Source organism: Streptomyces sp. NPDC005070, assembly GCF_053600395.1.
Map to the genome: position 1 here is coordinate 20,759 of NZ_JBSFZS010000080.1, position 17,231 is coordinate 37,989.

Below are 17,231 nucleotides of genomic sequence, written 5' to 3' on the forward strand. Positions count from 1 at the left end.
CGGACGCGGCCCGATTCCGTACATGACCGAGACTCTGGACATGCGGATACGGAGACGGCGTGTGAACGGAAGCGGGCAGCGAGAGCGACGGCTCGGCGCCAGGGCCCTGGCCCTGCTGGGCGGTGTCCTGGTCCTGGTGCTCTTCGGCGGCGTGAGCGGCGCGTCCGCCCACGCCGCGCTGACGGGCACCGATCCGCAGGAAGGCAGCGTGCTGAAGTCGGCGCCCCGCCGGGTGACGCTGACGTTCAGTGAGTCGATCGGCCTGTTCGACGACTCCTTCCGCGTGCTCGACCCGGAGAACCGGCGCGTCCGCACCGGCGAACCCGAGCACGCGGACGGCCGTTCCGACACCGCCGGCGTCACCCTGCCGCGCGGCCTCGGTGACGGCACGTACACAGTCGCCTGGCGGGTCGTCTCGGCGGACAGCCACCCCGTCTCCGGCGCCTTCACGTTCTCCGTCGGCAAACCCTCCGCGACCCCCGCTCCGCCGCCGCCCACCGCCGGCGACCCCGTCTCCTCCGCGCTCTACGACATCGCCCGCTACGCCGCGTACAGCGGACTCGCCCTGCTCATCGGCGCGGTCACCTTCGTGCTCGCCTCCGGCTTCCCGGGCTCCGTACGGCGGCTCCTCGTGACCGGCTGGTGGATCCTGCTCGGCTCCACGTTCGCGCTGCTCCTGCTGCGCGGCCCCTACGAGCGCGGCACCGGCGTGTCGGAGGTCTTCGACCCGGACGGCCTCAGCGACACCCTGGCGAGCCGGCCCGGTGTCGTCCTGGTGGCGCGGCTGGCGCTGCTCGCCGCCGTGGCCTTCGTGCCCCCGCGGGCGCCGGTACGGGACCGGGGAGCCGGCCGGGGCGTCCTCGTGCTCGGGGTGCTGTTCTCCCTGGCCCTGGCGGTCACCTGGGCCGCCAGTGAACACGCGTCCGCCGGGATCCAGGTGCCCGCCGCGATGGTCTCCTCCGTGCTGCACCTGCTCGCCATGGCGGTGTGGCTCGGTGGTCTGGCCGCCCTGCTCACCGCCCTCCACCGCCCCGCCGAGCCGGTCCCCCCGGCCGTCGTCACCCGCTTCTCCCGGCTCGCCCTCACCTCGGTCGCCGTCCTCGCGGTCACCGGCGTCTACCAGTCCTGGCGCGGCCTCGGCTCCTGGGACGCCCTGACCTCGACGACGTACGGCAGGCTCCTGGTCGTGAAGGTCGCCCTGGTGGCGCTGCTCCTGGCGGGAGCCGCGTTCTCACGGCGCTGGACGGCCCGGCTGGCGACGACGCGGGCCCCCGCCACCGTCCCGGCCGGCCGCGTCGCGGTCGCGGTGCCGGCGTCGGCGTCGGACGGGTCGGCCGCGGAAGGGCCCGCCCCGGAGGATTCGGCTTCGGAGGAGTCGGCTTCGGAAGGGCCTGCCCCGGACGGGTCGGCGCGAGACGGGTCGACAGGAGACGGGTCGAAGGACGGGCCGGGGGACACCGAATACCACCGGGGACTGCGTCGATCGGTGCTCGCCGAGGTCACCGTCGGCATCCTGGTGCTGGTGATCACGACGATGCTGACCGGGACCCAGCCGGGCCGCGCCGCGGCGGAGAGTGCCGACGCGGTCGCGGCCGTGCGCCGGGTGACCTCGAAGACGACCCTGGTGCCCTTCGACGTCGGCACCCCGGGCGGTCACGGCAGGGCCCAGGTCGAGCTGACGCCCGGCCAGGTCGGGGAGAACTCCGTACAGGTCGTGATCTTCGGCCCCGACGGCGGCCTCGTGACCGTCCCCGAGGTGCGCCTGACCTTCACCCTGGAATCCCAGAAGGTCGGCCCGATCGACGCGGAGATCACCGACAAGGGCGGCTACTGGACCTCCGACGGCCTCACCCTCCCCCTGCCCGGCACCTGGACGATGAAGGTCACGGTCCGCACCAGCGATCTGGACGAGGTCACGGTCTCGAAGAAGGTGACGATCGACTGAGCCCGACGGGCACGATGTCGAAGGGCCCCGCTGCGAGCAGTGGGGCCCTTCGGTGCGTCACAGGCCGGTGCCCCGGCTTCCGCGGTGGGCTTGCGGAGGCCGGGGCACCGGACGCCGGCCCGACCGGCGTCCGGTCAGAACTCCAGCACCTCGCGGTCGAGCGGATAGCGCGCACGGTGAGGGCCCTCGTACGGCGAGGGCGTGATCGGCAGGACGCCGGTCGGCTGCAGGCCCAGGTTGTCGTCCCAGATCCGCGGTTCGACCTGTCCGACGACGCGGAACCGCCGGAAGGTGAACGGCGGGCTGTCGGTCGGGAAGAACTCGGCCGTGGTCATCACCTGGAAGTGCAGGTGCGGCGTGGTGGAGTTGCCGCTGTTGCCGATCAGCCCGAGGACCCGGCCGGATGCGACGCGGTCGCCCTCCCGGACGCGCAGCGAGCCGGGTTCCAGGTGGGCGTAGAGCAGATAGCGGCCCGGTGCGACTTCCACGGTGACGTGGTTGCCGACGGTGTCCTCGATCGGCGGGACCGGCGGCGTGACGGGCGGCTGGTTGTCCGGGATTCCGTCCCGGACCTCCACCACTCTGCCGCCGGCCGCGGCCACGACCGGCTGCCGGTAGCTCAGGTAGCTGGTGAGCCGTGTGGGGTCGCCTTCCCAGGCCTGCCCCTGCTCGCCGACCCGGTACCAGTCGATCGCGAAGCGCTGCGGCACGTCGAAGCGACCGTTGATCGGGGCGAGGCCGCGCCGGTGGTGGGTGTTGCCGCAGCACGACTCGCTGGAATACCAGGTGCCGGGACGGACCGGCGGGTCCAGGTTCAACGGCGGGGTCCCGGAGGTCCGGGTGGCCTGCACCGTCTCCTCGAAGGCGGAGGGGCCGGAGGGGGTCAGGACCGCACCCGAGAGATGGTGTTCGAGGACCTTGGGCACCGGCCGGCCGCGGTCGAGGGTCAGGTCGAGCCAGACGATCCACTTCTGGGAGCCCTGGATGACGGTCGGCGTCGGTGCCGGGGGCGGCGGGGTGTACCCGTCGGCACCCGGCAGGGGGTCGCCCACCGGATTGGCGGCCTCGGCCAGCGCCTGCCCGCTCAGCGAGCCGACGACCTGGTGCGTGCGGGCGTCCCGGACGTCGACACGGTCGAGCCGTACCGACGTGCTGGTGGACAGAGCGCTCGTGGTGAGCAGCTCGTACGAGAGGTGCGTCCTGCCGTCCGTGGCGACGAACGGCGTCGGTTCGGTCATCACCGCCGCCGTCAACGGCGTGAACTGCGGACCGGGTGCCGGGGTGGCCGTGCCGGTCCCGTATCCGGTTCCCGCCGCGGTCACCAGCATGCCTGCCGCGAGCACGGCGGTGGCGAGCCCGCGAAGTAGCGGGCTGCGGCCAGTGCGGTTGCGAGCGTCGCGCTCTGCCATTGCGCTCTTTCCTTCGTCGGATCCGGGGCCGTGAAGGACACCGGCACGCCCCGCGCCGAGGCGCAGGCCCATGTAATCCGGCGGCGCACCGCTCCGGGCGGAGGGCGCCGGAGGCGGGTGCCGAACTACACCCGTCCAGCCGCATCGACCGCCGAGTCCGCGCCTCACGGCGGCTTCGCGGCGCCGCACGTGGGGACAACGAGGTCGGAGAAACGTCGAAGGGCCCCACCTCGCGGTGGGGCCCTTCGACATCGTGCCCGGTGAGGCACTGGCGGAGGATACGAGATTCGAACTCGTGAGGGGTTGCCCCCAACACGCTTTCCAAGCGTGCGCCCTAGGCCACTAGGCGAATCCTCCGGGGCAAACAATACAAGACGTTGAGGAGTGCTCGCGAACTCGTTCCCCGCCCCGCGGATCCTGTACTCTTTGCGGAGCCCCTCACGTGGCGCTATCTGACTGAACTCCCCCAGGGCCGGAAGGCAGCAAGGGTAGGTCGGCTCTGGCGGGTGCGTGGGGGGCGCTTGCGTTTCCGGGGCGGTCGCCCGGACGGCCCCGGGGCCGGCGGCCGTGTCGGCCGGGGACCGGATGCCGCCGGGGTCGCGCCCGGGATGCGCTCAGGGCGGTCCTTGATGTCAGTGGGCGCCTATAACCTCGTAGACGTGTCGTCTCTCGCGCTGTACCGCCGCTATCGCCCGGAGTCGTTCGCCGAGGTCATCGGGCAGGAGCATGTCACCGACCCGTTGTCGCAGGCGCTGCGGAACAACCGGGTCAATCACGCGTACCTGTTCAGCGGTCCGCGCGGGTGCGGCAAGACGACGAGCGCACGCATCCTGGCCCGCTGCCTGAACTGCGAGCAGGGCCCCACCCCGACCCCGTGCGGCCAGTGCCAGTCCTGCCAGGACCTCGCCCGCAGCGGCCGGGGATCCATCGACGTCATCGAGATCGACGCGGCTTCGCACGGTGGTGTGGACGACGCCCGTGACCTGCGCGAAAAGGCCTTCTTCGGGCCCGCGAGCAGTCGTTACAAGATCTACATCATCGACGAGGCCCACATGGTCACGTCGGCCGGCTTCAACGCCCTGCTGAAGGTCGTCGAGGAGCCCCCGGAGCACCTCAAATTCATCTTCGCCACGACCGAGCCCGAGAAGGTCATCGGGACGATCCGGTCACGGACCCACCACTACCCGTTCCGGCTGGTGCCGCCGGGCACGCTGCGCGAATACCTGGGCGAGGTCTGCACGCAGGAGGGGATTCCCGTCGCGGAGGGTGTCCTGCCTCTCGTCGTACGGGCGGGCGCGGGGTCCGTGCGTGACTCCATGTCCGTGATGGACCAGCTCCTCGCGGGCGCCGCCGACGACGGTGTGACGTACGCCATGGCGACCTCGCTCCTCGGGTACACGGACGGCTCCCTGCTGGACGCCGTCGTCGAGGCGTTCGCGGCGGGGGACGGCGCCGCCGCCTTCGAGGTGGTGGACACCGTCATCGAGGGCGGCAACGATCCGCGGCGCTTCGTCGCCGACCTGCTGGAGCGGCTGCGGGACCTGGTGATCCTGGCGGCCGTCCCGGACGCGGCGGAGAAGGGGCTCATCGACGCCCCTGTCGACGTCGTGGAGCGCATGCAGGCGCAGGCCGGGGTCTTCGGCGCCGCGGAGCTGAGCCGCGCCGCCGACCTCGTCAACGAAGGGCTGACGGAGATGCGCGGGGCCACCTCGCCGCGCCTCCAGCTCGAACTCATCTGCGCCCGCGTTCTGCTGCCCGCGGCCTACGGGGACCAGCGGTCCCTGATGGCCCGCCTCGACCGTATAGAGCGCGGCGTGAACTTCTCCGGCGGCGGAGCCGCCCCCGCCATGGGGTACGTGCCCGGGCCCGAGGCGCACGGCCCGATGCCGGTCCCGCAGGCCGGGCCGGCGGCTCCCCCGGTTCCTCCGGGGGGCGGCCTCGCGGCGGCCCGCGCGGCCGCCCGGGGAACGGGACAGGGCGCGCCGCAGGGCGCGGGTCAGGGTGCGGGGCACGGGGGTGCCGGGGACAGCGCCGGTGCTGTGCCGGGCGCGATGCCCGGGGCGACGGCTCCGGCTGCGCCCGCCGCCCCCGTCCCGTCCGTGGCGCCCGTCGCTCCCGCGGTGCCCGCCGCGTCCCCCACCGCCCCGGCTCCCGCAGGGGCACCGGCTCCCGCTGCCCCCGAGCAGCCCACGGCTCCGTCCGGCGCCCCCACGGGGGCCGCGCCCGGTGCCTGGCCCACCGCCACGTCGGCCGGCAGCGGCCGGCGGCCCGGCGGCTGGCCCACGGCGGCCCCCGCCGGCGGCGGCCGCCCTCCGGCGCAGTCCGCACCGGCGCCCGGCGCGGCACCCGCGGCTCAAGCCGCCGCCGCTCAGGGAGCGCCCCAGGCCGCGACTCCGGCCGCGGGTGGTCTCGACCCGCGCGTGCTGTGGCCGAACATCCTGGAGGCGGTGAAGAACCGCCGCCGCTTCACCTGGATCCTGCTCAGCCAGAACGCGCAGGTCACGGCCTTCGACGGCACGACCCTGCAGATCGGCTTCGTCAACGCCGGGGCACGGGACAACTTCGCGAGCAGCGGCAGCGAGGACGTGCTGCGGCAGGCGCTCGCGGAGCAGTTCAACGTGCAGTGGAAGGTCGAGGCCATCGTGGACGCCTCGGGCGGCTCGGCACCGCCGCAGGCCCCGGCGGGAGGCGGTTACGGCGGCGGAGGGGGCTACGGCGGCAGCGGTGGCGCGGGAGGCTACGGCGGTGGCGCCGGAGCGGGTGGGTACGGCGGAGCGCCGGCCGGTCAGCGCCCCGCGCCCCAGCAGCCGTCCGCTCCGGCCTCAGGGTCCCCGGCCTCGCAGTCCGGCCCGTCCGGCGGCCGTCCCCAGTCCACGGGCATGTCCGCGCCCGCGCAGGCCCCCGCGTACGAGCCGCCGCCGGTCGCCCCGGAGGACGACACCCCGGAGGACGACGACCCCGACCTGGACGAGTCCGCCCTCTCGGGCCACGAACTGATCGTCCGCGAACTCGGCGCAACGGTGGTCGAGGAATTCTCGAACGAGTAGCCCCCGGCCCCTGAGCACCGGCCCCCGAACACCGGACCCTGAACACCGGCCGACGGGCCTGAGACCTCGCGCCCTGGCCCCCGCCCAGCGCACCCGGCGCCCCCTTTCCTGGAGGATCGCACCAGTCCCGTACCCCCGGTGTCTCGGAAGCCCCTACAAGGGTGGGGTCGGGGGGCGGTTAGGCTGGGGCTGTGAAGGTCCTTGTCATCGGTGGTGGCGCCCGCGAACACGCCCTGTGCCGCTCCCTGTCCCTCGACCCCGACGTCACCGCCCTGCACTGCGCTCCTGGCAACGCCGGGATCGCGGAGGTGGCGGAGCCGCACCCGGTCGACGCCCTCGACGGCGCCGCCGTGGCCGCGCTGGCCACGGAGCTCGGCGCCGAGCTGGTGATCGTGGGCCCGGAGGCCCCGCTCGTCGCCGGTGTCGCCGACGCCGTGCGCGCCGCGGGCATCCCCTGTTTCGGCCCTTCGGGGGAGGCCGCGCAGCTCGAAGGCTCCAAGGCGTTCGCGAAGGACGTGATGGCGGGTGCCGGCGTCCCCACGGCACGCTCGTACGTCTGCGCGACGCCGGAGGAGGTCGAGGAGGCGCTCGACGCGTTCGGAGCGCCGTACGTCGTGAAGGACGACGGACTGGCGGCCGGCAAGGGCGTCGTCGTGACCGACGACCTCGAGACGGCGCGGGCGCACGCCAACGCCTGCGACCGCGTCGTCATCGAGGAGTTCCTCGACGGCCCCGAGGTCTCCCTCTTCGCGATCACCGACGGTACGACCGTCGTCCCGCTCCAGCCCGCCCAGGACTTCAAGCGCGCGCTGGACGGCGACGAGGGCCCGAACACCGGCGGCATGGGCGCGTACTCGCCGCTGCCGTGGGCGGACCCGAAGCTCGTCGAGGAGGTCATGGAGACCGTCCTCCAGCCGACCGTCGACGAACTGCGCCGCCGCGGCACCCCGTTCTCCGGGCTCCTGTACGCCGGTCTGGCGATCACCAGCCGTGGCGTGCGGGTCATCGAATTCAACGCCCGCTTCGGCGACCCCGAGACCCAGGTGGTCCTCGCCCGGCTGACGACCCCGCTCGCGGGTGTCCTGCTGGCCTCCGCGAACGGCACGCTCGCCGATCTGGAACCCCTGCGCTGGAGCGACGACGCGGCGGTCACCGTCGTCGTGGCCTCGCACAACTACCCGGACACCCCGCGCACCGGCGACCCGATCACCGGGCTCGACGAGGTGGCCGCGCAGGACGCCCCGCACGCGTACGTCCTGCACGCCGGCACCCGCCACGAGGACGGCGCGGTCGTGAGCGCGGGCGGCCGTGTGCTGTCCGTCACAGCGATCGGATCCGGCCTCACCGAGGCCCGCGAGCGCGCCTACGCGGCCGTCGCCCGCATCGGCCTGGAGGGTTCGCAGCACCGCACGGACATCGCCGCGAAGGCGGCGGCCGAGGCATAGCCACGGTCCCGGCCGGGGCACAGCCCACGGTTCCTATAGCAGTACCCGGCCCCGGACTCCGTACGGAATCCGGGGCTTTGTCTTGTTGCGTCCAGGCCTCTCCACCTGCGGATTTCTGTACGGAACCGGAAGCCCGTCCGGGTTCCGACGTCATCCACCTTTCCCCAGAGCCATTCCATCGAGTGACCGATGCCCTATCCGGCTGACGAGGGCCGGGGCCCCAACTATGGTGCGGCGAAAGCATTCCGGCACTTGGCCCACCGGCATTGCGATGTCGGTGGCGGGTGCCACAGTGGGGGAGTGAGCAACGCCAGGGCATCCGTCGGCACCGGCAGCGACACGGCCGGTGCCAGGCGGACAAGAGGGGGTGACGTCCGGTCGTGACCGGTATGGGTGTGGAGGTGGGCGCGCAGGCAGCGCGCTCCCGGGCTCTCGCTGTGCTGCGTGTCCGCAGCCGGGCGCTGGCCGTCGCCCTGCTGCCCGCGGCCGTGGCCGTCGTGCTGCTCGTCGCCGGCGCCACCGGCCGCGTCACCGGCAGGCCCTGGGGAATCGCGGGATGGGCCGTGACGGTGTTCGCCGTCCTCGTCCTCCTCGCGGCGGCGGGCATCGCGCTCGTCGTGGCCCGCGCCCGGCCCGCCATGAGTCCCACGGTCCCGGTCTCCGAGGCGTCGGCCCCCGATCTCTACCGCATGGTCCGTGACCTGGCCGACCGTCTCGACGTCCCGGCCCCCTCGGCGATAGCGCTCACCCCGGACTGCGACAGTTGGCTGGAGGACCGCACCCACCGGGCGCACGGCCGGTCCTTGCCGGGCGGTAAGGGCGAGCCGGACGGCCGGCGCGGGGGTCCGGCCGGAAGCGGCCCGGTGGTGACCGCGCTGACGGACCGCGCCGCCCGGCTGACCACCGCCCCCGTCCTCGTCATCGGCTCCCCGTTCCTGTGGTGGATGCGGGTCGGCGAACTGCGGGCGGTCCTCGCCCCCGTCGTCGCCGGTACGGGCCCCTCGGCGCACCCGGACATAGCCGCGGCCCGCCGCTTCGTCCGCGGCCTGGACGCGGCCGTGGCCGTGGCCTCGGCGCCCGGCCGGGGCCCGCTGTCCCGCACGGTCCTGGCCGGCGTCGGCTGGGTCACCCGGTTCCTGCTGCGCGGCTGCCGGGGGCACGCGGCCGAGATGGAGCGGGCCGTGGCGTCCGCGGCGGCCGAGCGCGCACAGGCCGTGGACTACGGCGTGCGGATCGTCGCCCAGGAACAGGTGGGCCTGGCCTACGCGGGCTGGGACCGCCTGCTGACCCGCGTCGCGCTGCCCGCCTGGCGGATGGGCCGCTGGCCCTCCCGCCTGGACGTGGGTGTCGTCGCCGCCCTGACCGAGCTGTCCCGCCGCGACCGCCTCGCCGAGGGTTTCGCCTCCCGGCTCGGCGAGCGCCCCGCCTGTGACCTGCTCGAAGAGCCCGGCACCGTGGACGAGGCCGCCTCGCTGCTCGCCGCCCGCCTCTTCCACGGCGGTCCCGCCGAGGCCGGCCCCGACTGGGCGCCGGTCGACTGGCAGGACTATCCGGACGAGGTCGTCGACCGCAAATGGCGCACCGACGCGGCCCGGCTCCACCGCGTCCTGGACGCGCTCGGCGTCCGCCACCCCGCCGACCCCGCGCTGCCCGAGGCGGACGGGCCCACCCTGGCCCGCGTCCTCGACCACCTGTCCGCGCCTTCGGCAGCCGCGCCCGCCGAGCATGCCGACCGCGCGGCCGTCCTCACCGAGCACCGGACCGAGGCGTACGGAGAGATGGGGATCGCCGAGAGCGACGACCACGACCTCGCCGTGGGGAACGAGCGGTCCGCGGCCCTCGCCGCCCGGCTCACCGCGGAACTGGCCCGCGAGGAGGCGTCCGCGCCGGCGAAGCCCGGGCCCACCGGGAGCGCCGGGCAGCGGGACACCGACCACGACCTGTGGGACGACCGGATGCTGCCGCTGTTCCCCCTCCAGCCGCCCAGGACCGGCCGCGAGCTGCTGGCCGACCACGTCACGGCGATGGTCTGCTGCGCCGCGATGGACACCGCGGGGGCGGTTCCCGGACTCGACTGGCTGGACGGCCCGTCCCTCCTCGTCGGCGGTGAACGGGCCGCCGACATCGGCCCCCGTGTCCTCACCCTCATAGAGACGGGGGATCCCGTGCCTCTGCGGGACTGGCTCCGCCATCTCGGCGTCCGTCCGGAGAAGCCGGTCCGGCTGGTCTGACGGCGGCCCGTCCGGCGGCCGTCCCGCCGCATCGGTCCCCGGTCCTGCCCCACCGTTCGCAGGCGCCCCGGCCCAGGCGGAGCCACCCGTTCCACTCACGCCAATTCGCGACGAACGGTGACGGACTGCGTGCGTAATGTGATGTGCTGGGACCGATCGAGCACGGCGCAAGGGCTTGCCGGTACGACGGGGGCACGAGAAGGGGGTGCGGGCATGGGATCGGAGCAGATCCGCCGCTGGGAGTCGGGAGCACTCGCGCACGCCGTCACGGATCCCTTCGGCCTGGGACCCGTTCCCTGGCTCCGCGGCAGCGAGACCTATTTCGACGACACCGGCCATGTCGTCCCCTGGTACCTGGACACCGACGCGCCCCAGCCCACGGCCGGCGCCTCCCGGATCCCGGCCCCGCGTTCCACCTCCCCCACCCGCCCGCGCACGGGACCCGGAGGCCCCCGCTCCGCCGACGACGTCCACCGGCAGATCAAGGGCTTCACCAGCACGGGTGCCGCCGCGCCCGGCGAGTCCATCGACTTCCACGTGACGGTCGACCCGCCGCAGGAGTTCAGCGTCGACATCTACCGCATCGGCCACTACGGCGGCGACGGCGCGAGCAAGATCACCACGAGCCCCCGGCTCTCCGGCATCGTCCAGCCGCCACCGCTGACGGCCGACCGTACGGTCTCCTGCCACCACTGGTGGCTGTCCTGGCGCCTCCAGATCCCGTCCTACTGGAGCGTCGGCGCCTATGTCGCCGTCCTCACCACCCTCGACGGCTACCGCTCGCACGTCCCCTTCACCGTCCGCAACCACCAGACGGCCGATCTGCTCCTGCTGCTCCCGGACATCACCTGGCAGGCGTACAACCTGTATCCGGAGGACGGCCACACCGGTGCCAGCCTCTACCACGCGTGGGACGAGCACGGCCGGCTCCTCGGCGAGGCGGACGCCGCGACGACCGTCTCCTTCGACCGTCCGTACGCGGGCGCGGGCCTGCCCCTCCATGTCGGCCACGCCTACGACTTCATCCGCTGGGCGGAGCGCTACGGCTACGACCTCGCCTACGCCGACGCACGCGATCTGCACGCGGGCCGCGTCGACCCCACCCGCTACCGAGGCCTGGTCTTCCCGGGCCACGACGAGTACTGGTCGCCGCAGATGCGCCGCACCACGGAACTCGCCCGTGAGCACGGCACCTCGCTGGTCTTCCTCTCCGCCAACACCATGTACTGGCAGGTGGAGCTGGGACCGTCCCCGTCCGGCGTCACGGACCGGCTGCTGACCTGCCGGAAACGCCGGGGCCCCGGCAAGCCCGTCCTGTGGCGCGAGGTCGACCGCCCCGAGCAGCAGCTCATCGGCATCCAGTACGCCGGGCGCGTGCCCGAGCCGCACCCGCTGATCGTCCGCAACGCCGACCACTGGCTGTGGGAGGCGACCGGGGCGCACGACGGCGACGAGGTGGAGGGCATGGTCGCGGGTGAGGCGGACCGTTACTTCCCGCGCACCCCACTGCCGGAGCACCAGGACCGGATCCTGCTGGCGCACTCCCCGTACCCCGACAGCGAGGGCGTCCTGCGTCATCAGGAGACCTCGCTCTACCGCGCCCCGTCCGGCGCCCTGGTCTTCGCGTCCGGAACGTTCGCGTGGTCCCCGGCCCTCGACCGCCCCGGCCACGTGGACCCCCGGATCCAGCGGGCGACCGCCAATCTCCTCGACCGCATCTGCAAACACGACTGAGGGACCCCGACGGGCGCCCGCCACGTACCCGCGTCACAGGCGCCCGTGACGGCCCGCTCCGCGGGCGCTCGCGCCCGCTCGGCACGCCCCGTGTCCACACCCGCTCGCCCCATACGGGAGAATCGAGCGCATTGGACAGAACCACGGGGAGGAACCGTGTCCGGATTCGTCGAAAAGCCCGAACCCCTTCAGGTGCCGGGTCTGGTACATCTGCACACCGGCAAGGTGCGCGATCTGTACCAGAACGAGGCGGGCGACCTCGTGATGGTCGCCAGCGACCGCATCTCCGCCTACGACTGGGTTCTCCCCACCGAGATCCCCGACAAAGGCCGCACACTCACCCAGCTCTCCCTGTGGTGGTTCGACCAGCTCTCCGAACTGGCGCCCCACCACGTGCTGAGCACCGAACTCCCGCCGGGCGCCCCGGCCGACTGGGCCGGCCGCACCCTGATCTGCAAGTCCCTGCGGATGGCTCCGGTCGAATGCGTCGCCCGCGGCTATCTGACCGGCTCGGGCCTCGTCGAGTACAACGACACCCGCACGGTCTGCGGTCTCGCGCTCCCGGAGGGGCTCGTCGACGGCTCGGAGCTCCCCGCGCCGATCTTCACCCCGGCCACCAAGGCCGCGGTCGGCGAGCACGACGAGAACGTCTCGTACGAGGAGGTCGTCCGTCAGGTCGGCGCCGACACCGCCGCCGAGCTGCGCCAGGCGACCCTCGCCGTCTACGGCCGTGCCCGTGACATCGCCCGCGACCGGGGCATCATCCTCGCGGACACCAAGTTCGAGTTCGGCTACGACGGCGAGACGCTCGTCCTGGCCGACGAGGTGCTGACCCCGGACTCCTCGCGTTTCTGGCCCGCCGACGTCTGGGAGCCGGGCCACGCGCAGCCGTCGTTCGACAAGCAGTACGTCCGCGACTGGCTGACCTCCGCCGAGTCGGGCTGGGACCGCAGGAGCGAGCAGCCGCCGCCCGCCCTGCCCGAGCGCGTCGTGGAGGCCACCCGCGCCAAGTACATCGAGGCGTACGAGCGGCTGACGGGCGTGAGCTGGTCCTGACCCCCGTCCACGGGCCCGGCCGTCGGCCGGGCCCGTACCTTCTCCGCCCGGGGCGATGAACACGAAGAAGCCCCCGACCGAAGTCGGGGGCTTCTTTTCCGGAGCGGACGACCAGGTTCGAACTGGCGACCTCAACCTTGGCAAGGTTGCGCTCTACCAACTGAGCTACGTCCGCATGCGCTGTGGTGCGAGAGCAACTATACCCAACCTCGCTCCCGCGCGAGACGCACCGCGGTGTGCCGGTTTTCCGCGCCCAGCTTGGACGCGGCCGAGGACAGATAGTTCCGTACCGTCCCCTGGGACAGCGCGGCCCGCTCCGCGATCTCCGCCACGGGTGCCCCGTCGGCGGCGAATTCGAGCACCTCGGCCTCGCGCGCGGTCAGCGGCGAGTCCCCCGCGGAGATCGCGTCGGCCGCCAACTCCGGGTCCACGTAACGGTTTCCCGCGTGCACGGTACGGATGATCTCCGCGAGCCGCCGCGCGCTGACCGTCTTCGGCACGAACCCCCGCACACCCGCCGCGAGCGCCCGCTTCAGGTGTCCCGGCCGCCCGTGACTCGTCACGATCAACACCTGGCAGCCCGGGAGTTCGGTCCGCAGCGATGTGGCCACGCTCACACCGTCCGCCCCCGGCATCTGAAGATCCAGGACGGCGACATCGGGTGCGTGCGCCCGCGCCATCGCCAGCGCCTCCGGTCCGGTCGCGGCCTCCGCGACCACGACCAGGTCGTCCTCCAGCCCGAGCAGCGCGGCCAGCGCTCCCCGGATCAGATGTTCGTCGTCGGCGAGCAGCAGCCGTACGGGAGCGTCGGGCGCCGGCGTGCCGGGCGACGGGGATGTCATGGGGTGGCCTCTCTCACCTGCTGCGAAACCTGCGGGACCGGCGACTCCCCGGGCGTCTCGCCGTGTGCGGGGGCAGGGATGCCGGGGCCGGCCGAGTCCGGGTCCGGGCCCGTGTTGCCGGGGGTGGCTGTGCGGGCGGGCGGGGTCGGGGCGCTGGGAGTGGGTGGGTGCGGGGCCGGGGCCGGGTTGCCCGGCGTCGCCGGGTGCGGCTCCGGGGAGGGGTGCAGCGGCACGTCCGCCGTCAGGCGGAAGACTCCGCCGCTCGCGCCGGCCCGCAGGGTCCCGTCCACCTTCTCCAGCCGCTCCCGCAGCCCCACGAGCCCGCTGCCTCGCGCCGGCCCCGCGTCCGGCCCGGGGGCCGGTCCCGCCTCCCGCGGTACCCCGTCGTTCTCGACGGTGAGCGTCACCCGCTCCCGCGTCACCCGCAGGGACAGCGCGCACGTCCTGGCGTTCCCGTGCCGCAGCACATTGGTCGTCGCCTCCCGGACGACCCAGCCGAGCGCCGACTGGACCTGCGCCGGCAGCCCCGCGGCCGTGCCGGTGACGGAGCAGTCGATGCCCGCGGCCGTCAACACGCCATGGGATCCCGCCAGTTCGGTCGCCAGGTCGGCGTCGCGATAGCCCCGTACGACCTCGCGCACCTCCCGCTGGGACTCCCGCGCGATCCGCTGCACCTCGGTCATCTGGTCCACGGCCTCGGACCGCCCGCGCCGGGCGAGCTGTACGGCGAGTTCGCTCTTGAGGGCGATCACCGCGAGGTTGCGGCCCATCACGTCGTGCAGATCGCGGCCGAAGCGCAGCCGTTCCTCGGCGACGGCGAGCCGGGCGCGGGTCTCGCGGGCCGCGTCGAGTTCGTACACGGCGTCGAGGAGCCAGACGGAGAAGGCCGCGGTGAACGTCAGGAGGCCGGCGGTCACCAGCACCAGAACGGCGGTGATCAGCGCGGCGGGGGCCGCGAAGCCCAGGGGCAGGGAGAGCGCCCCGGCGCCCGCGGCCGCGCCGAGCACGACGTACGTCATCCGGCGCCGGTCACGGATCCCGAGCGCGACCGTGCCGGTGCCGAACGCCGTGACGCCGACGAGCAGCGACGAGGCGACCAGGAACGCGTCGTCGCTCGCCGGGCGCCAGGGGGCGCCGGAGAGGACGGTCCCCGCGACGGCCGTCACACACGTGTACGCGGCCAGGGCCAGCAGCGTCCGCCGGGGCTGTTCCCGGGTGCCGCGGGTCCAGTCCAGCGCCCGCGAGGCGGTCACCGCGCAGAACACCGCGTGCCCGCAGACCATCAGGAACACCGCCCAGGAGCGGGCTGGAGGCATGGTCCCGAAGACGGGAAGCCCGATCGAGGCGGCTTCGAGGAACGAGAAGAAGTGGAACGACCACCGGGTGTACGTCTCGACCTTCGCCGGTGTGCTCTTGCCCCGCCACCAGCCGGACGGCCTGCCCATGCCCACCCCCGTGTCCGTGGTCACCGTCGCGGTTCCCAGCGGAACCACCGGCGTACAGCAAACACCGCGATCACGGTCCAGGCCACCGCCGTGACGAGGGCGCCGACGGTGTCATGGGCGGAGAGGTGTCCGGTCCAGCCGCCGCGGATCAGGGTGATCACCGGGGTGAGCGGCAGCAGTTCGCAGAACGGGGCCATGTCGTCCGGCAGCAGTTCGAGGGGGATGAAGGTCCCGGAGCCGAGCAGCGACACCACGGTCAGCGGGGTCGCCGCGATCTGGGCGCCCTCGACGCTCCTGCTGAGGCTCGCGGTGACGGCCGCGAGCGCCGGCCAGGTGACGAACGCCGACAGCAGCCCCAGCAGGACGAGTTCGGGCCTCTCGGGCATCCCGATCCCGAGGGTCGCCCGGCAGGCGACGATCAGGATCAGGCACTGGGTGAGACCGATCGCCACCGAGGGCAGCGCGGCGCCCGCGAGGATCTCCAGGTCCCGCAGTTCCCCGGTGCGCAGCCGCTTGAGGACGAGTTCCTCCCGGCGCGCCGCGTACACGCTCACGAGGGAGCCGTAGACGGCGAAGAGGAGCGTGAAGCCGATGGAGGAGGGGAGCAGGACCGAGCCGACGGTGAGGCCGGTGCCTTTCAGGTGCATCGACCCGAGGTTCGAGCGGAGCATGAGCGGCATGACCATCGGGACGAGTACCGCGGTGGCGAGGGTCGCCCTGGTGCGGCTCAGCAGCGTGAGTTCGGCGCGTGCCAGTGCTTTCGTCCGGCCCACGGCTGTGGTCCCGGCCGGGCGGGCGCCGGTGGTGACCGTTGTTCCGCTCATGCCGCCGCTCCCCTCGTGCTCGTCCTCCGCGTGTCCGCGGTCTTCCCCGGCCGGTCAGGGCCGTGGGCCGCCGCCTCCCGCGAGATCCGCAGGAACGCCTCCTCCAGTGAGGCCGAGCGGACGTCGAGCCCGCGCAGTTCGACGCGCGCCCGCTCGGCCCACACCAGGAGGGCGGTGGCCGTCCGCTGGAGGTCGCCGGTGCGCAGCCGGATCGTCCGGCCCGCTGTCTCGTGGCCGCTCACCCCGAGTTCCGGCAGTGGTGGCAGGTCGCCGGGGAGGTAGCCGTCGGGCAGCTCGAAGGAGACGTGCGAGGGCTGCGAGGCGGTCACCTCGGCCGGGGTGCCGAGGGCCGCGACCCGTCCTTCGTGCAGGATCGCCAGCCGGTCGGCGAGCGCTTCCGCCTCTTCCAGGTAGTGGGTGGTCAGCAGGACGGTGGTCCCGCCGTCGCGCAGTTCGCGGACCAACTCCCATGTGCCGCGCCGGCCTTCCACGTCGAGGCCGGTGGTGGGTTCGTCGAGGAAGAGGACCTCGGGGTCGCCGATGAGGGCGAGCGCCAGGTCCAGGCGCCGCTTCTCGCCGCCGGACAACTGCTTCACGCGCACCTCCGAGCGGTGCCCGAGGCCGACCCGGTCCAGGGCCTCTCCGGCGGGCCGCGCCCCGCTGGTGCACGCCGCCCACATCCGGGCGGTCTCGGCGACCGTCAGCTCGGAGGGGAAGCCGCCTTCCTGGAGCATCACGCCGATACGGGGCCGCAGGGCGGCCCGTTCCGCGTGGGGATCGTGCCCGAGGACCCGCACGGTCCCGCCGGCCGGGGGAGCGAGACCCTCGATCAGTTCGACGGTGGAGGTCTTGCCCGCGCCGTTGGTACCGAGGAGCGCGAAGATCTCACCGCGGCGCACGGAGAAGGTGACTCCGCGCACCGCCTCGAAATCCGTCCCGCCGCCCCCGTACACGCGCCGCAGATCAGTGACCACGATCACGTCGTCGTGCTTGTTCGTGTTCATGAGATCAGCGTCGGCGCGGACGGGGCCCGGCAGCAGTGCGCGGTGTCATCACTCGGCATGACAAATGTCAGACGGCTTCCGCGCCGCGTGACGAGGACGCCGGCGCGGACGGGAGGACTCCGCGGACGGAAGTCGCCGATACGGACGGGGATAAGAGAAAGGCCCCGGTCGACTGACCGGGGCCTTTCTTCACTGAGCGGACGACCAGGTTCGAACTGGCGACCTCAACCTTGGCAAGGTTGCGCTCTA

Annotated in this window: 11 protein-coding genes, 2 tRNA genes and 1 other RNA gene; 7 read left to right on the forward strand and 7 right to left on the reverse strand. The window is 73.4% G+C overall.

All coding sequences use genetic code 11. The features are described 5' to 3' along the window. Nucleotides 1–22 precede the first annotated feature (22 nt). Entirely contained in the window at nt 23–1,945 is a 1,923-nt protein-coding gene (locus ACWEBX_RS25085) for a copper resistance CopC/CopD family protein (protein WP_451887070.1), read from the forward strand. A 134-nt stretch (nt 1,946–2,079) separates the two neighbouring features. On the opposite strand, the gene ACWEBX_RS25090 is transcribed toward ACWEBX_RS25085, so the two are convergent. Together ACWEBX_RS25090 and ACWEBX_RS25095 are read right to left on the reverse strand one after the other, a co-directional pair. Continuing rightward, nucleotides 2,080–3,354: a M23 family metallopeptidase gene (locus ACWEBX_RS25090; RefSeq protein ID WP_451887071.1), complete on the reverse strand. Its 1,275-nt coding sequence runs from the start codon at nt 3,352–3,354 to the stop codon at nt 2,080–2,082. Between the two features lie 269 nt (nt 3,355–3,623). Next, nucleotides 3,624–3,711: transfer RNA gene (locus ACWEBX_RS25095), tRNA-Ser, on the reverse strand. Between the two features lie 72 nt (nt 3,712–3,783). On the opposite strand from ACWEBX_RS25095, the gene ffs reads away from it, so the two are divergent. The 6 genes from ffs to ACWEBX_RS25125 all read left to right on the forward strand — a co-directional run bounded on the left by ffs (nt 3,784) and on the right by ACWEBX_RS25125 (nt 12,867). Beyond that, nucleotides 3,784–3,882: signal recognition particle sRNA small type (gene ffs, locus ACWEBX_RS25100), an RNA gene on the forward strand. Nucleotides 3,883–4,013: 131 nt separating this feature from the next. After that, complete coding sequence (locus tag ACWEBX_RS25105; protein ID WP_451887072.1) at nt 4,014–6,401, forward strand: DNA polymerase III subunit gamma and tau; 2,388 nt, start codon at nt 4,014–4,016, stop codon at nt 6,399–6,401. 191 nt (nt 6,402–6,592) lie between these two features. Then, complete coding sequence (gene purD, locus ACWEBX_RS25110; RefSeq protein ID WP_451887073.1) at nt 6,593–7,846, forward strand: phosphoribosylamine--glycine ligase; 1,254 nt, start codon at nt 6,593–6,595, stop codon at nt 7,844–7,846. Nucleotides 7,847–8,235: 389 nt separating this feature from the next. Beyond that, complete coding sequence (locus ACWEBX_RS25115; protein WP_451887081.1) at nt 8,236–10,077, forward strand: hypothetical protein; 1,842 nt, start codon at nt 8,236–8,238, stop codon at nt 10,075–10,077. A 213-nt stretch (nt 10,078–10,290) separates the two neighbouring features. Beyond that, nucleotides 10,291–11,811 (forward strand): N,N-dimethylformamidase beta subunit family domain-containing protein, encoded by a 1,521-nt coding sequence (locus ACWEBX_RS25120; RefSeq protein ID WP_451887074.1) that lies wholly within the window; start codon nt 10,291–10,293, stop codon nt 11,809–11,811. A gap of 156 nt (nt 11,812–11,967) precedes the next feature. Beyond that, the gene (locus ACWEBX_RS25125; RefSeq protein WP_451887075.1) at nt 11,968–12,867 is read left to right on the forward strand and encodes a phosphoribosylaminoimidazolesuccinocarboxamide synthase; all 900 of its coding nucleotides are present in this window, start codon (nt 11,968–11,970) and stop codon (nt 12,865–12,867) included. Between the two features lie 102 nt (nt 12,868–12,969). Here ACWEBX_RS25125 and ACWEBX_RS25130 read toward each other — a convergent pair. The 5 genes from ACWEBX_RS25130 to ACWEBX_RS25150 all read right to left on the reverse strand — a co-directional run bounded on the left by ACWEBX_RS25130 (nt 12,970) and on the right by ACWEBX_RS25150 (nt 16,982). After that, a tRNA-Gly gene (locus ACWEBX_RS25130) sits at nt 12,970–13,042 on the reverse strand. Between the two features lie 22 nt (nt 13,043–13,064). Beyond that, a complete protein-coding gene (locus tag ACWEBX_RS25135) occupies nt 13,065–13,709 on the reverse strand; it encodes a response regulator (protein WP_451887076.1) in 645 nt (214 codons plus the stop codon). Next, a complete protein-coding gene (locus ACWEBX_RS25140) occupies nt 13,706–15,154 on the reverse strand; it encodes a sensor histidine kinase (RefSeq protein WP_451887082.1) in 1,449 nt (482 codons plus the stop codon). Before ACWEBX_RS25140 ends, ACWEBX_RS25135 begins: the two co-directional genes overlap by 4 nt. 20 nt (nt 15,155–15,174) lie before the next feature. Next, a complete protein-coding gene (locus ACWEBX_RS25145) occupies nt 15,175–15,978 on the reverse strand; it encodes an ABC transporter permease (RefSeq protein ID WP_451887077.1) in 804 nt (267 codons plus the stop codon). Next, the gene (locus ACWEBX_RS25150) at nt 15,975–16,982 is read right to left on the reverse strand and encodes an ABC transporter ATP-binding protein (protein ID WP_451887078.1); all 1,008 of its coding nucleotides are present in this window, start codon (nt 16,980–16,982) and stop codon (nt 15,975–15,977) included. Before ACWEBX_RS25150 ends, ACWEBX_RS25145 begins: the two co-directional genes overlap by 4 nt. Nucleotides 16,983–17,231: the final 249 nt, after the last annotated feature.